General features: G+C 71.4%; 10 protein-coding genes. 5 read left to right on the forward strand and 5 right to left on the reverse strand.

The features are described 5' to 3' along the window. Positions 1-32 precede the first annotated feature (32 nt). A complete protein-coding gene (locus ACWEPL_RS10845) occupies positions 33-3236 on the reverse strand; it encodes a BTAD domain-containing putative transcriptional regulator (protein ID WP_452435925.1) in 3204 nt (1067 codons plus the stop codon). Here ACWEPL_RS10845 and ACWEPL_RS10850 point away from each other — a divergent pair. Together ACWEPL_RS10850 and ACWEPL_RS10855 are read left to right on the forward strand one after the other, a co-directional pair. Continuing rightward, positions 3235-4110: a TatD family hydrolase gene (locus tag ACWEPL_RS10850; RefSeq protein ID WP_363970629.1), complete on the forward strand. Its 876-nt coding sequence runs from the start codon at positions 3235-3237 to the stop codon at positions 4108-4110. The two genes, ACWEPL_RS10845 and ACWEPL_RS10850, sit on opposite strands and share 2 nt — an antisense overlap. Positions 4111-4219: 109 nt before the next feature. Then, positions 4220-5137 (forward strand): ubiquitin-like domain-containing protein, encoded by a 918-nt coding sequence (locus ACWEPL_RS10855; protein WP_452435926.1) that lies wholly within the window; start codon positions 4220-4222, stop codon positions 5135-5137. Positions 5138-5140: 3 nt separating this feature from the next. Here ACWEPL_RS10855 and ACWEPL_RS10860 read toward each other — a convergent pair whose 3' ends face one another. Beyond that, positions 5141-6328 carry a hypothetical protein gene (locus ACWEPL_RS10860; RefSeq protein WP_452435982.1) on the reverse strand — a complete coding sequence of 396 codons (1188 nt, stop codon included), beginning with the start codon at positions 6326-6328 and terminating at the stop codon, positions 5141-5143. Beyond that, a complete protein-coding gene (locus ACWEPL_RS10865; RefSeq protein ID WP_452435927.1) occupies positions 6328-8220 on the reverse strand; it encodes a protein kinase domain-containing protein in 1893 nt (630 codons plus the stop codon). The genes ACWEPL_RS10860 and ACWEPL_RS10865 overlap by 1 nt, the downstream gene beginning before the upstream one ends. A 46-nt stretch (positions 8221-8266) precedes the next feature. Between ACWEPL_RS10865 and rsmA the strand changes: the two genes are divergently transcribed. Together rsmA and ACWEPL_RS10875 are read left to right on the forward strand one after the other, a co-directional pair. Beyond that, entirely contained in the window at positions 8267-9127 is an 861-nt protein-coding gene (gene rsmA, locus ACWEPL_RS10870; protein ID WP_452435928.1) for a 16S rRNA (adenine(1518)-N(6)/adenine(1519)-N(6))-dimethyltransferase RsmA, read from the forward strand. Positions 9128-10255: 1128 nt separating this feature from the next. Then, on the forward strand, positions 10256-10627 hold the full coding sequence (locus ACWEPL_RS10875; protein WP_350725856.1) for an NlpC/P60 family protein: 372 nt from the start codon (positions 10256-10258) through the stop codon (positions 10625-10627). On the opposite strand, the gene ACWEPL_RS10880 is transcribed toward ACWEPL_RS10875, so the two are convergent. Together ACWEPL_RS10880 and ACWEPL_RS10885 are read right to left on the reverse strand one after the other, a co-directional pair. Then, positions 10600-11358, reverse strand: a complete 759-nt coding sequence (locus tag ACWEPL_RS10880) for an arginase family protein (protein ID WP_452435929.1) — start codon at positions 11356-11358, stop codon at positions 10600-10602. The two genes, ACWEPL_RS10875 and ACWEPL_RS10880, sit on opposite strands and share 28 nt — an antisense overlap. Before the next feature lie 429 nt (positions 11359-11787). Further along, positions 11788-12690 (reverse strand): 4-(cytidine 5'-diphospho)-2-C-methyl-D-erythritol kinase, encoded by a 903-nt coding sequence (locus ACWEPL_RS10885; RefSeq protein ID WP_452435930.1) that lies wholly within the window; start codon positions 12688-12690, stop codon positions 11788-11790. Positions 12691-13521: 831 nt separating this feature from the next. On the opposite strand from ACWEPL_RS10885, the gene ACWEPL_RS10890 reads away from it, so the two are divergent. Then, positions 13522-15354, forward strand: coding sequence for an ABC-F family ATP-binding cassette domain-containing protein (locus ACWEPL_RS10890; RefSeq protein WP_452435931.1), 1833 nt, complete (start codon positions 13522-13524; stop codon positions 15352-15354). Positions 15355-15481: the final 127 nt, after the last annotated feature.

Below are 15481 nucleotides of genomic sequence, written 5' to 3' on the forward strand. Positions count from 1 at the left end.
CGATCCGGTCTCACCGCGCCCTCACCGGACTCTCACCACGGGGTCGGCTGATCGGTGACGGCGGCGATGGCGCTCAGCGGTGAGCGGTCGACGACCTCGTCGGGCACCCCGGCGAGCGCCAGCGCCTCCCGGTGGGAGAGCCGGGCGCCCGCCCGCCGGGCCCGCGCGTAGGCCTGGTCGCCCAGCGCCGCACGCACCCGCTGCGCGACCTCGGGCTCCTGGGGCAGCTCGATGCCCCGCATGGCGACGGCGGCCCCCAACAGCGTGGCCGCCCGCTCGGCGTCGTCGTCAAGGAACGCCAGCGCGGCCAGCGCCTCGAACGCCCGGGCGGTCTCGGGCAGCGCGCCCGACTCGATCGCGCCCGCCACCGCCCGCTCGTAGGACTCTCTGGCCGTCTTCCGATCCCCTTCGGCCTCGGCCACCCGGCCCAGGCCGACGTGGAGCCGGGCCAGGTTCCCCGCCGATTTGACCCATGCGGGGTCCGACTGCCGCAGCGCCCGCTCGTACAGCTCCCGCGCCCGTGCCAGGTCGCCTTTCGCGGCGGCCACGTCACCGAGCCCGCGCAGCGCCGAGGCCAGGTACGTCGGCAGGCCCACCCGCCCCGCCAGCTCGGCGGCCCGTTCGTAGTCGGCCCGCGCCCCGGCAGGGTCGGTCGCGATGCGGTGATCGCCGCGGTTGCACAGCAGGTCGGGCAGATCCTCCTCGGCCCCGAGCTGCTCGGCCAGCGCGATCGCCTCCTCCACGCGCGCCACGGCCGTCGCGTCGTCGCCGCAGGTGCCCGCCAGCCACGAGAGCCCGTCCAGGGCCAGCGCCATGCCCCAGCGGTCGCCGAGCGCCCTGAACTGGTCGAGCGCCGCCGTCAGATCGGCCTCCGCCGAGGCGAACTCCCCGGCGGTCATCTGCGGATAGGCCCAGATGAACCGGGCTATCGCCCGCTCCCACGGGTCTCCGTCCCGCGCGGCCCGCCGCAGCACCGTGAGCGCCACCGTCGGATCGATCGAACCCGCCGTGATCATCGGCCACAGGAACGTGACGAGCGGGTACCGCCGCGCCCCGGAGCCGTCGGTGACCATCGTCTCGGCGAGGTTCTTGTGGCTCTCCCAGGCGTCCCTGCCGGTGCTCCCGGCCAGCGCGGACAGCAGGCACAGCACGTACGCCTCGCCCAGCTCCGGATCCGGCGCGGGACCCGCCGCCTCCAGCAGCGCCACCGCCGGGGCGGTCGCGGCGGCCCGCATGCCGCGCATCCACAGGTACGACGACTGGGCCGCCAGCAGCCGCATGCCGAGCGCCACCTCCCCGGATTCAGCCGCCCAGCGCAGCGCCGCCTGCAGGTTGTCGTGCTCCGCGGCGAGCAGGTCGAGGTGGTGAAGCTGGTCGGCGCCGCGCAGGTGCGGGTCGGAGCGCTCGGCCAGGCCGAGGAAGTACGCGGCGTGTGCTTTCCGTACGGTGTGCGCCTCGCCGGCCAGTTGCTCGGCGCAGAACGCGCGGATGGTCTCCAGCATGCGATAACGGCCGCCGCCCGGCTGGAGGAGCGATTTGTCGGCCAGGGAAACCAGGAGGTCCTCGGCGTCCGCCAGCCCGCACACCTCGGCGGCGGCCGTGGCCGTGGCGCCGCCGGAGAAGACGGTCAGGCGCCCGGCCATGGCCTTCTCCCGGTCGGTGAGCAGCTCCCAGCTCCACGCGACGACCGCGCGCAGGGTCTGGTGCCGGGGGTCGGCCGTCCGGCTGCCGCGCGACAGCAGGCTGAACCGATCCTGGTCCGCCAGCCGTACGGCCAGCTCGTGGGCCCCGTGCGTACGCAGGCGGGCGGCGGCGAGCTCGATGGCCAGGGGGAGCCCGTCGAGTGCCGCGCAGATGCGCTCGACCGACTCGTCCGGGGTGAAACCCGGGCTCGCGGCGGCGGCCCGGTCGGTGAAGAGCCGGACGGCGTCGGCGGGGGCGAGCGGGTGCACCGGCCAGACGTGCTCGGCCGTGATGGCCAGCGGCTCGCGGCTGGTGGCGAGGACGCGAAGGTCGGGGCAGGCGGAGAGCAGGCGTTCGGCGAGCTCGGCGGCGTCGTGGACGACGTGCTCGCAGTTGTCGAGGACCAGCAGCATCGGCCGCCCGGCCAGCGCCGCGACCAGCCGGTCCGTCGGCGCGGACCGCTCTCCCGGCCCGATGGCGCGGCCGCCCAGCAGGCCGCTCTCCCGCACGCCGAGCGCGCCGAGCACGACCTGCGCGAGATCCACGCCTACCCCCGCCGCCTCTGGCCCCGCTGTGTTCGTCCTCGACGCGCCGGCGCGCGCTGAGGCCAGTTCGACCAGCACCACCTCGACCGGCTCCCGGGTATCGCCCAGCGGCGGCTCGGCGAGCGACCGGGCGACCTCGACCGACAGCCGGGTCTTGCCCGCGCCGCCCGGCCCCAGCAGGGTCACCAGGCGCGCGGAGCCGAGCAGCGCGGACACTGCCGCCACGTCGGCCTCCCGTCCGACGAAGCTCGTCAGCCTGGCCGGCAGCGCGCGCCGCACCGGCGCGACAGGATCGGCCGCCCCGCGCAGCAGGCGGCCGTGCAGGTCGGCCAGCTCGGACGACGGATCCGCGCCCAGCTCGTCCGCCAGCAGCCGCCGGGTGTCCTCGAACACCACCAGCGCCTCCGCGGGCCGCCCGTCCGCCTGGAGGGCACGCATGAGCTGGCCGCGCAGCCGTTCCCGCAGTGGGTGCCGCTCGATCAGCTCGCCCAGCTCCGCCACGACCTCCCGGTGGGTGCCGCGCCGCAGGTCTGCCTCGATCCGGTCTTCGAGCGCGGCCAGCCGCCGCTCCTCCAGGAAGGCTCCGTGCTCGGGGTCCAGGTCCGCGACCGCCGACCCCCGCCACAGCGCCAGCGCCTCCCACAGCAGCCCCGCTGCCCGGACGGGGTTCCCGCCATCCTCCAAGGCGTCCCGGCCCGCGTCGGCGAGGCGCAGGAAACGGTGGGCGTCGATGTCGTCGGGCGCGGCGAGCAGCCGGTAACCGAGCTCGGTCAGCTCGATCGCGACCCCGTCCCGCCGCAGCCGGGACACCTGCGAGTGCAGCGCGTGCACCGCGTCGCCGTGGGCCCGGTCCCCGTAGAGGACGTCGACGAGCCGATCCCGGGTGACCACCTCCCCGGGGCGGAGCAGCAGCAGCGCCAGCAGCGCCCGCCGCGCGGGACCGCCGAGCGGCACCTCGCCCCCGTCCGCGCGCCAGGCCATGGTGCTGCCGAGGATGCCGAACCGCATGGACGCTACTTTAGAACTCGTGACCAAGCTTCCCGCCGCTCCCGAGCCGCTTTCCGCACCGGTGTTCGACAGCCACTGCCATCTCGACATCATGGTCGGCAACAGGCAGGCGTCATCCGGCGATCCGGTGGCGCAGGCCGCGCAGGCGTCGGAGGCCAGTGTTCGGAGCATCCTGGAGGACTCCAGGGCGGTCGGCGTGACGCGGCTGGTCACCATCGGCTACGACCTGCGATCCTCCAGGTGGAACGCCGACGTGGCGGCCGAGCAGGAGGGCGTGTACGCCGGGGTGGCCATCCACCCGAACGAGGCCCACGAGGCCACGGCGGAGGTCCTGGCGGAGATCGAGAGCCTCGCGCGGCGGCCGGAGGTGCGGGCGGTGGGGGAGACCGGGCTCGACTACTTCCGTGACTGGGCGAGCAAGGAGGACCAGCACGCGAGCTTCCGCGCGCACATCGAGATCGCCAAGCGCACCGGCAAGGCGCTGGTCATCCACGATCGCGACGCGCATGACGACGTGCTGAGGGTGCTGGCGGAGGAGGGCGCGCCGGACAAGGTCGTCTTCCACAGCTTCTCGGGCGACGCCGAAATGGCGAAAAAGTGTGTCGAAGCCGGATATTTCATGTCTTTTTCCGGGCCTGTGACGTACAAGAACGCCGCCTACCTCCGCGAGGCCGCCCAGACCGCCCCGCAGGAGCTCATGCTGGTCGAAACCGACGCCCCCTACCTGCCGCCGGTCCCGCACCGCGGCAAGCCCAACGCTCCCTACCTCATCCCCCTCACTTTGCGCTGCCTGGCGGAGGTCAAAGGGGTCCATCCGGATCAGTTGTGCGAGGCGATCAGTGCCAACGGAGTCATGGTCTTCGGCGAGTGGTGACCATCTTTTGATGAACCCGCGGCTGCGGGGACGAGCGCGACGCTAACGTTCGGGCGGTCCTGACCGTTACCGGAATCGGGCGGCCCGTGGCCGCACCCGGAGGTGCTTCGTGCGAGGTAAGAGGCGCGCGCCTCGTCCCCCGATCCCGTGGCGTTCGCCGTGGACGCCGGTGGTGTGCCTGGCGGGCATGGTGGCGCTGGGGGCGCTCGTGTCGGTGTCGTCCCTGGTCAAAGAGGTCGTCGTGATCGTCGACGGCAGGCAGTCGCAGGTCCGCGCGTTCGCGGGGACCGTGCACGACGTGCTCGCGGAGGCCGGGGTCTCGGTGGGGTACGGCGACCTCGTACGACCTCCCGCCCACGAGGACGTCACCGACGGATCCACCATCGAGGTTCGCCACGCCCGCCCGATCACCCTGACCCTGGACGGCCGCACCAGCCGGCACCTGGTCACCGCCACGAACGTCGGCGACGCCCTCGCCGAACTCGACCTCACCCCGGCCGCCGGCAAGCTCTCCGCGCCGCCGGACGGCGCGGTGCCGCTGTCGGGGATGGAGCTGACCGTCTACACCCGGCGCAGGGTGTACGTGGTCGCCGGCACGAGCCGGATCGCCTCGCGCACCACCGCCAGGACGGTACGCGAGGTGCTCAGGCAGAAGCGCATCCCGCTGCGCCGCGGCTACGTGGTGAACCCGCCGCTCGGCAGCTTCCCCAAGGACGGGACGGTCATCACGGTCACACCATCGCACACCGTACCGATCCGCCCGGAGGTCCTGCGGCTCAACTGGCAGGCCCTGGCCGTGTGCGCGGCTCAGGGCGACCCCCAGGCCTACAACCCGGACGGGCCGTACTACGGGATGTACCAGTTCAGCCTGCCCGTGTGGCAGGCCGCAGGCGGGATGGGGATCCCCAGCACGTGGCCGGCGGAGGAGCAGACGTACCGGGCGCAGGTCCTCTACCAGCAGATGGGCAGCCGCTGGCAGACCCAGTGGCCGAACTGCGCCGACCGCCTCTTCGACCCGGCCCAGTAGGGGTCATCCCGACAGGGACACCCCGAAATCCGCGCCCTTGGTCGGCTGGATCGGCTGGAGCGTCTCGGCGTTCCGCCCGGCCACCGCCACCCTCCCGTACGGCCGCGCGTCCGGCTGCCCCACGAACAGCTTGTTGCCGCTGAACGCCACCGACCACCCGGACAGCCCGTCGCCGGTCGCCAGCTGCCGATCCTCGGCCGCGTTCTTCCAGGAGACCACCCGGACACCGCCCCCGTACGGGGCGCCGATGGCCAGCCTGCCGTCCGCCGACGCCGCCATCGAGAACCCGAACGCCTGCTTGCCCTCCTGCGTCACCCTCCGCGTCGGTTTCCTGCCGAGGTCGAGCAGCTGCACGTACCCGGGGCCGGGGGAGCTCACCGCGTACCCGGAGCCCTCGCCGTACACCACCGAGTAGCCGAACCTGTCGCCGGAGACGTCGGTCGGCGAGTCCAGCTTGAACGAGGTGATCTTGGGTGCCAGCACGTCGTCGATGAAGACCACGGACCCCGAGTCGATCTTGCCGGTCTCGACCTGGCGGCCGGCGCCGTCGTCGTTCTCGTACGGGACGCCGACGACCAGCTCGTTCTTCGGCCCGAACGCCATCGACCAGCCGAACTGGTCGCCGACCTCGCTGTTGCCCCGCACGTCGTCGGACTCCTGGCTGATCCTGCGCAACTGGCCGGTGCCCTGGCGTACGTAGATCGCGCCCACGTCGGGGAGCCGTCCCTCGTCCTCGTACGGCGCGCTGATCGCCAGCAGGTCGCCGCGCGCGGCCAGCGACCAGCCGAAGTGCGCGAACCGCTGGGGCTGGGCCGCGGTCAGCCGCTGGGGAGGCGTGGCGCCGCCGCCGTAGACGACGTACGCGGCGCCGGCGTCCTCGGTGCCGTCCACGTCCGCGTACGGCGCGCCGATCACCAGGTCGGCGCAGGCGTCGGCGTCGACCTTGGCCAGCCGTACGGACCAGCCGAAGGCGTCGCCCCTGGCCAGGTCGGGAACGGTGACGGGGACGACCTTGTCGCCCGACAGCACGCTCACCGAGCCCTTCTGGTCGTCCGCGAACGGGTCGCCCACGGCGACGTCGTCCACGCCGTCACCGTCGAAGTCGGCGGCTCCGGCGCAGGCCGCCGCGCCGGTGTGCATGAGCGGTGTCCCCGTCGCGAGCATGAGCGCGATGAGCGCGGATCGGATCATCACAGCGCGACCTCGATCTGCTTGCCGTTCTCGAGCATGGTCGCCGTCAGCTTCACGGGTTTGCGGTACATCGCCAGGTCGAACACGAACGCGCTGTCCACCCGCCCGCCCGGCAGAATGGCCGGGGGCAGGGTGAGGGCGGCCGGGTCGTGTTCGCCGCCCCGGTCGTCGACCATGGTGACGACGGGCTGGATCAGCTGCCTGCGCTCGCCGCCGGGGTTGAGCATCGTCCAGCGGATCACGCAGAGCTGGCCCTGGGTGGCGGTCTTGCCCTCGTACTCCTTCAGCCCGCACTCCGGCGCCGACGCGACGATCGCGACGGGGTCGTCGAAGTTGGCGCCCAGCGCGAAGCGGCGGCCCACGTCGTTCGGGCCGGCGGTGCCGGTCGTCTGGGACGGGGTGCCGGGGGTGCCGGGGGTGGCGGTGGTGGGCGTGTTGCGGGCGGAGGTGACGATCAGTACGGCCACCGTCACGACGATGGCCAGCACGGCGGCCGCGGCGGCGATGAGCCACCGGGTGCCCGTCGTCCTGGAGCCGCCGAGGGTGTCGGGTTCGTCGTTGCCCGCCAGGGTTTCGGGCGGCCGGGTGTTGTCGCCGGGCAGGCTGCCCTGACGCAGCTGCACCTGGGCTTCCGGTCCACCCGAGCGGGCCTGCTCCTTCTTCTTGGCCAGGGCTTCGGCCTGAGCCTGCTCCCGCTGCCGCGCCTGCGCCTCCCAGCGCGCGAACTCCTCCTTGGCGGCCTCTTCCTCCCTGCGCGCCAGCTCCTCGACCGACGGCTGAGGGGGCGCGCCCGCGTTCCCGAACGAGCCCGGCACACTGGGCGCCCCCGAGGCGCTGGAGGCGCCAGGGAGGCTCGGGTTGGGAGGGCTGACCGGGTTGGCCGCGCCGCCCGGGATGCTCGGGGTTCTACCAGTGGCATCGCTCGGCGGCGGTGTCGTGAAAGTAGCCGTGATATCCGGCTCATCCACGACATTCTGCGGCGGCTGCCATTCGTTGAGCATCTCGGTCGCGACCAAGGTGGGCGGATCGGCGGGGCGCGCCGGCGTACTGCCTCCCACCAGGGCGATCAGGAGATCCTGCGCCGACGGGCGCACGGTGGGGTCCATGGAGGTGGCCCGCCGTACTAACTCGTTGAGCGGCGCGGGCAGCACGCCCAGCTCGGGCGGGGCGTTCAGCACGCGCGTGGCCAGCGTGATGGGGTCGCCGCGGCCGAACGGGTGCCGTCCGTTGCCCGCGTACGCCACCAGGCAGCCCCAGGCGAAGATGTCGGCCGCCGGGCTGACCACCTCGCCGCGCACCTGCTCCGGGGCCCACCATCCGGGGCTGCCCAGCAGTTCGCCGGAGAGCGTGAACCCGGTCTCCCGGTCGAGCGCCCTGGCGATGCCGAAGTCGATCACTCTGGGCCCCGACAACGAAAGGATCACGTTCGCCGGTTTGAGGTCTCTGTGCACGAGACCGGCCACGTGGATCGCCGCCAGCGCCGCCGCGACCCCCAGCGCGACGCCGTGCAGCGGCCCCGGTTCGAGGGAGCCGTATTTCGCGATCTGCTCCGAGAGCGGGGTGCCCGCGATGTACTCGGTCACCATGTACGGACGTCCGTCCCCGGTGTTGCCGTTGTCCAGCACCTGGGCAGTGCAGAACGACGCCACCCGGCGAGCGTTCTCGACCTCCGCATGGAACCTGGCCGCGAAACCCTCCTGGTTGGCGAACTCCGCCTTGACGACCTTGAGCGCGACGAATCGACCCGTCGGTGCCCGCGCGAGGAACACGGTTCCCATCCCGCCCTCGCCGAGCCGGCCGAGCAGCCGGTACGGTCCGATTTCCCGCAAGTCCGTCGGGCGGAGCGGCGCGGCGCCCGTTGGCTCCATGAGGGACGTCCCTTCCTGTTCCACGCCATCCTCTCCTTTGGTCTCCCCAAGCGCCATCGATGGTTCTTCGATGCGAGAGACTGGTTGGATGATGAGGCTGTTGGGCCCTGCAGAAATACGTATTTTGGCGGACAAGCTAGATCTTCGTCCGACAAAAAAGCTAGGCCAGAACTTCGTGATCGACGCAGGAACCGTCCGGCGCATCGTCCGCGTGGCCGATCTTTCGGAGAACGACGTGGTCATCGAGGTGGGGCCGGGCCTCGGCTCGCTCACCCTCGCCCTCCTGCCCTCCGCCGCGCACGTGGTGGCGGTCGAGATCGACCCGGTGCTGGCGGGCCAGCTCCCCATCACGGTGGCAGACCGCGGCGGGCTCGACAAGCTCACGGTCGTGAACGCGGACGCCATGAGGATCACCCCGGACGATCTGTCCGGATTCGCCCCCACCGCACTCGTCGCCAACCTCCCCTACAACGTGGCCGTCCCGGTGGTGCTCCACCTTCTCGAGGTCCTGCCGTCCCTGCGCAAGGGCCTGGTCATGGTCCAGTCGGAGGTCGCCGACCGCCTCGCCGCCGGCCCCGGCTCGAAGGTGTACGGGATTCCGTCGATCAAGGCCGCCTGGTACGCGGACGTACGCCGCGCCGGCCCGGTCGGCCGTACCGTCTTCTGGCCCATCCCCAACGTCGATTCCGGCCTCGTCTCCATGGTGCGCCGCGAGCCGCCCACGACGAGCGCGTCGCGCGAGGAGGTGTTCGCGGTGGTGGACGCCGCCTTCGCCCAGCGCAGAAAGACCCTGCGGGCGGCCCTGGCGGGCTGGGCGGGCAGCGCGGCCCGGGCGGAGGCGGCACTGAGGGCGGCCGGCGTGGACCCCTCGGCCCGCGGGGAGCAACTGGACATCACATCCTTCGCCCGCATAGCCGAACTCAAGCCCTAACCCCCTCCGCGTCCCCTCCCCACGTCCCGCGCCCCCACCCATCCGTCACCCTGCCCACCCCCCGTGCCGTCACCTCGTGCCGTCACCTCGTGCCGTCACCTCGTGCCGTCACCTCGTGCCGTCACCCCGTGCCGTCACCCCGTGCCGTCACCCCGTGCCGTCACCCCGTGCCGTCACCCCGTGCCGCCGCCCAGGGCCACCCCCCACCTCACCCTCCGGCCCGGCACCTCCGGCCCGGCACTCCCCCACCTCGCCCTCTCGCCCGATACCCTGCCCCGCCCTCCGGCCCGGCCCGGCACCTCACCTCGCCCTTCCACCCGGGTGCCCTGACCCACCGTCCCGGCAGGTGCTCAACCAGCCGTTCTGGGATGCCCCACGGCGCCCCTTCCGTCCGGTGCCCAACCCTGCGCTTCCCTCCGGCGCCTCAACCGACTCTCCGGGTCGGCGCCCAACCAGTCCTCCCGACCGGTGCCCGACCCACCCCGCCCGGTACCCCCTCCCGGCCGGCACCCCATTCACGCGCGGTGCACAGATCCGATGTCGTCGTCCACAGCCCCACCCACCCAGCCTCCCGTTTTCCACAGAATCACGCTCGGCCCAACCCCATCTCCCGCCACCGAATGATCCTGGCCTCCACACCCACCACACGGTCAGGAGGCCACCATGATCACCCTCCCCACCTTCCTCAGGCTCACCCTCGGCGGCGTCCTCTTCGGCGGGCTCATCGCAGTCCTGACCCCCCTCCCGACCTCCGCCCAAGCAGCGGCGACCCGGCCCCGGCCCTGGCCCCAACCCAGGGCCCTGACCCCCCTCCCGGCCTCGGCCCAAACCGCAGCAACCCGGCCCCAACCCAGGACTCTGGCCACCGTCCCGATCTCCGCCCAAACCGCAGCGACCCGTCCCCAACCCAGGACTCTGGCCACCGTCCCGACCTCCGCCCAAACCGCAGCGACCCCACCCCAACGCAGGATCCTGACCATCAACCCCGAAGCCGTGCCCCTTCAACGCACCTCAGACGGGAGGGCCACGGATCCCGCAACCGGGCTCGATTCACTCCTACGCACCCCCGGCGGCAGGATCACCACCCTCACAAGGGGCCAGATCGCCGTCTCGGCCGCCCTGGACCAATTGGGAGTCTCCTTCTCCTGGGGCGGCGGCTCAGCGAAAGGCCCCACCATCGGCATCGGAAGGGGCGCCGGCACAAGGGGCTTCGACTGCAGCGGCCTGACCCTCTACGCCTGGTCGAAAGCCGGCATCGCCCTCACCCACTACACCGGCGCCCAGTTCCGCCAGGGCCGCAGGATCCCGTTCCGCGCGCGACGCGCAGGCGACCTGCTCTTCTTCGGCGGCGGCACGGGCGACCCGACCCATGTGGCCCTGTTCCTCCGGGATGGCCTCATGATCCACGCCCCCAGAACCGGCGACGTGGTCAGAAAGACCAACTTCCTGGCCTCGCCGTATTTCCGCTCCGCCTACCGCGGCGTCGTACGTCCAGGCTGAGCACAGACCTTCACCAGCTCGCCGACCAACCCGGAGAGCAACTCCTGATCTTCCTGCCTGGACGGCTCGTACTCCGTGAGCCCCAACCCCGCCACCTCGAACCGCTCGGTAAGGGCGGCGACGAGCGAGAGCAACTGTTCAGGCTGCAGCCCACCCGGCGTAGGACACCCCACACTCCGGAAGACCAGAGGATCGAGCACATCGAGATCGATATGAACGTAGACGACAGGCTCGCGCCCCTCAGGGCCGTCATCCCCGAGCGCCCCAGCACCACAGCCCTCGATCGCCGCGACCAGCCCCGCGCCGTCCACCACCGGAAGATGCCGGACCCCGTGCTCCTCGACAAAGGCGGCCTCACCCGAATCGAGGTCCCGCACTCCCACGAGCACGATCCGCCCAGGCGCCACCGGCTCCCGAGCCACCAGCCCCTCGGGCCCTTCCCCGGTGAGCGCCCGCAGCACCATCCCGTGATAGGCCCCGGAAGGCGACGACTCAGGCGTGTTCAGATCCCCGTGGGCATCGAACCAGACCACCACGAGCCGATCCCCGTACCGCTCCCGAGCCGCCGCAACCGGCTCGAGCTCAACCCCGCAATCCCCGCCAACGGTGACCAGGAGCCCACCTTGAGCCTGCCCGACCGCCGCACGAACCTTCACAGCCGTCGAGCGAAGATCGTCATCAACTTCGACACAAACCCGCTGATCCGCCGCCCCCACCATCTCGGCCAGCAACCGCGCCCCTTCCCGCAGGCGCTCAGCCGTGGGAGCCCCGGACCCCCGCCACTGCCCCACCTCAACCACCGTCACCCCGGCCATCGCGGCCCCCCTCGTCACCTCAGCCTCATTGGTCACTCACGGCGGACCGGCTGCTCAGGCCGATACCCCGCAAACCAACGCTACGCGGGAGGACGAGAGTGCCACCAGGGCGGCATCCTGGACCAGGGCGTGGGCGCCAACGTTGTGTGGGTGGCCGGGGATCAGGCCAAGTTGGCGTCCTGGACCGGCCCGTGGGCGCCAACGCTACGTGGGAGGACGAGAGCCAGACCAGGGCTGCATCCAAGACCGGAGCGTGGGCGCCAACGCTATGCGAGAGGCCAAGTGCCAGACCAGGGCGACGTCCTAGACCGGGGCGTGGGCGCGCGCTATACGAGAGGCCGGGGATCAGACCAAGGTGGCGCCCTGGACCGGGCCGTGAGCAGCCACGGCCGTGTGTGCGGCGCCGGTGGTGGTCAGGCTGAGGGCCAGGTCGCGGGCGTGGAGGGCGTCGATGGCCAGGAAGGCGCACGTCGGGCCCGACCCCGAGACGATCGCGCCCAGGGCCCCGTGCTGGCGGCCGGCGTCCAGCGTGGGCGCGAGTTCCGGCCTCAGACTGAGCGCGGCCGACTGGAGGTCGTTGCTCAGGTGGGCACCCAGGGAGTACGCGTCGCCCGTGCCCAGCGCCTCCATCAGGGAGTCGTCCAGCTGAGCCCACGGCACCTCGGCCCCTTCGGCCGCCCTGAGCCGGTCGCACTCGGCGTAGACGCTGGGCGTGGAGAGCCCGCCGTCCGCCAGCGCGAACACCCAGTGGAACGTCCCCCCGGTGGGCAGCTCGCTCAGCTGCTCACCGCGACCGGTGCCGACCGCCGTGCCCCCGAGCAGGGAGAACGGGACGTCGCTGCCGAGGTCGCCGGCGATCTCCATGAGGTCTTCGAACGGCAACCCCAGACCCCACAGCTCGTTGCACGCCACCAGCGCACCGGCGGCGTCGGCGCTGCCGCCCGCCATCCCGCCTGCCACGGGGATGTCCTTCTGGATGATCAGATCGACGCCGTACGTGCGACCCGCGTGCTTGGCAAGCGCCCGAGCGGCCCGGATCGCCAGGTTGCTCTCGTCTGTCGGCACCTGGTCGGACCACTTCCCGTTCACCGCCACGGTGATCGACTCGGACTCCTTGGCTACCACCTCATCGAAGATCGATACTGCGTGGAAGACGTTCACCAGGTCGTGGTAGCCATCTTCCCTGAGCGGGCCGACAGAAAGCTGTACGTTGACCTTCGCGGGCACACGTACGGTCACCGAACTCATCGATCTTCTGCCACTCTCATCACTTGCCGGGGTCAAGGACACTCGATGTTATCGAGGCCCGCCGCCCTGACATGCGGTTCTCGAAAGATGACCTCGGGAACGCCCAACTCATCAACACGCAGAGTCAAGTTCGTAGACATTTGCCCCAGATCCTCACTGGAGCATGGGCGTTCCCGCGATGGACGTCTCCTGTGACGAGGACGGCCCTACGACGCACGCTTCCAGCAACGGCCGCCCGATCGCGGCCTGGGCGTCTCTTGCGATAAGCGCCTCATCGCGGTGTGGGGTTCTGCGACGGGGACGCCCTACGACGTAGGCTTCCAGCAACGGCCGTCCGATCGCGGCTTGGGCGTCTCTTGCGATGAGCGCCTCATCGCGGCGTGGACTCCTGCGACGCACGTCCCCTTCGGTGACGGATGCCCCCTGTTGGATGTGAACGCTTCCCGCGATGGCGATGCCTCATGGGATGTGGGCGTCTCCTGCGATGGGGGTGCTTCATCGTGGTGTGAACGCTTCCTGCGGTGGCGATGCCTCATGGGATGTGGATGTCTCCTGCGATGGGGGTGCTTTTTCGTGACGTGAGCGCCTCCTGCGGTGGCGATGCCTCATGGGACGTGGGCGTCTCCTGCGGTGACGGGTACCGGCAGAGACGTGGACTTTCCCCGGGATGGACGTCTCTACGACGACCGAGACGTCTTCTACGACGTGCGTCTCGTGAGCAGGTTGTGCGTGTGTACGGCTGGCCGGAAGTGCTGCCGGGCGTTACGAGGGGAGGAGGTGGGCGAATCGTCGGGCGTCGGGTGGGCGGGGAGCCGATACCCTGGGGAGGTCATGAATCTGGTCAATCTTGAGTCGGTTTCCCATGCGTACGGCCCCAAGCCGCTCCTCAGCGACGTATCCCTGGGTGTCGAGGCAGGCGAGCGCATCGGTGTCGTCGGTCGTAACGGGGGCGGGAAGACGACCCTCCTGTCCGTGATCGCGGGAGCGGTACAGCCTGACAAGGGGCGGGTCACGCATAACCGGGGCCTGCGGGTCGGGTTCCTGTCGCAGCAGGACACGCTCGACGCCGGCACCGCCGTGCGCGAGATCGTCCTCGGCGAGCGGGCCGAGCACGAGTGGGCGGGGGATCAGCGCGTACGCGAGATCCTCGCCAACCTGATCGGCGATCTCGACCTTGACGCCAGGGCCGGCGATCTGTCCGGTGGGGAGCGCAGGCGTGCGGCGCTGGCGCAGCTGCTCATCGACGACCATGACCTGATCATGCTGGACGAGCCCACGAACCACCTCGACATCGAGGCCATCGCCTGGCTGGCCGGGCATCTGGCGGCGAGCAAGAGCGCGCTGGTGGCCGTGACGCACGACCGGTGGTTCCTCGACGCCGTGTCGAGCCGTACGTGGGAGGTCGTGGACGGGCGGGTCGAGCGGTATGAGGGTGGCTATGCCGCTTACGTGCTCGCGAAGGCCGAACGGGCGCGGATCGCGCAGGCCGCCGAGGAGCGCCGCCAGAACCTCATGCGCAAGGAGATCGCCTGGCTGCGCCGTGGTCCGCCTGCCCGCACGTCCAAGCCGAAGTTCCGCATCGAGGCCGCTCAGGCTCTGATCGCGAACGAGCCTCCGGCGCGCGAGACCGTCGAGCTGATGAAGTTCGCCGCAGCGCGCCTCGGCAGGACCGTTTACGACCTCGAGGACGTCACGCTGCACGCCGGCGGGCCGGACAGCGGGCCGCTGGTGCTCGACGATCTCACGTGGCAGTTCGGCCCGGGAGACCGCATCGGGCTGATCGGGGTGAACGGCTCCGGCAAGTCGTCGGTGCTGCGCCTGCTCGCCGGCACGGTGGTGCCCGACTCCGGGCGCGTGATCAAGGGCAAGACGGTACGCCTCGCGCACCTGTCCCAGGAGCTGGCCGAGCTGGATCCGGCGCGGCGGGTGCTGGAGTCGGTGGAGGAGGTACGCAAGTACCTCCAGGTCGGCAAGCGGGAGTGGACGGCCTCTCAGCTGCTCGAACGCCTGGGGTTCAAGGGCGAGGCGCAGTGGAAGGTCGTCGGCGATCTGTCCGGCGGTGAGCGGCGGCGGCTGCAGCTGCTCAGGCTCCTCATGGACGACCCCAACGTCCTGCTGCTCGACGAGCCCACCAACGACCTCGACATCGAGACGCTCAACGAGCTTGAGGACCTGCTGGACGCCTGGCCCGGCACGCTGGTCCTGGTGAGCCACGACCGCTACTTCCTGGAGCGGGTGACCGATCGCTGCGTGGCGCTGCTCGGTGACGGCAAGCTCTCGCTGCTGCCCGGCGGGGTGGACGAATATCTCGAACGCCGCGCGGCCGGCACGGCCCTGACCGCCCGCCTCGGCACCTCGGCCAACGCCACGATCGCGCAGGCGCCCAGTGCCGCCGCCGCATCGGGGGGCGTCGCGGGTACGTCCACGCCCGATGAGGGGCTGTCGGCCAAGGAGGAGCGCGAGCTGCGCAAGGAGCTCAACCGTCTGGAACGCCAGCTCGACAAGCTGAGCGACCAGGAGTCCCGCCTCCACGCGGCCATGGCCGACGCGGCCAGCGACTACGAGAAGCTGGGCTCCCTCGACGCCCAGCTGCGCGAGATCAACACCCAGAAGGACACGATCGAAGCGGAGTGGCTCGAGGTGGCCGACCGCCTGGGCGACTGAGGCTTCCCGTCACACGGGGGCGGAGTGGCTTGGGGCTGTCGATCGTGTGGTTGGCTGGGGCTTCGTGTCGCCCGAGATGGAGCGGCTTGGGTTGGTCGATTGTTCGGGTGGCCGAGGCTTCGTGTCG

This window comes from Nonomuraea sp. NPDC004186 (genome assembly GCF_053603495.1).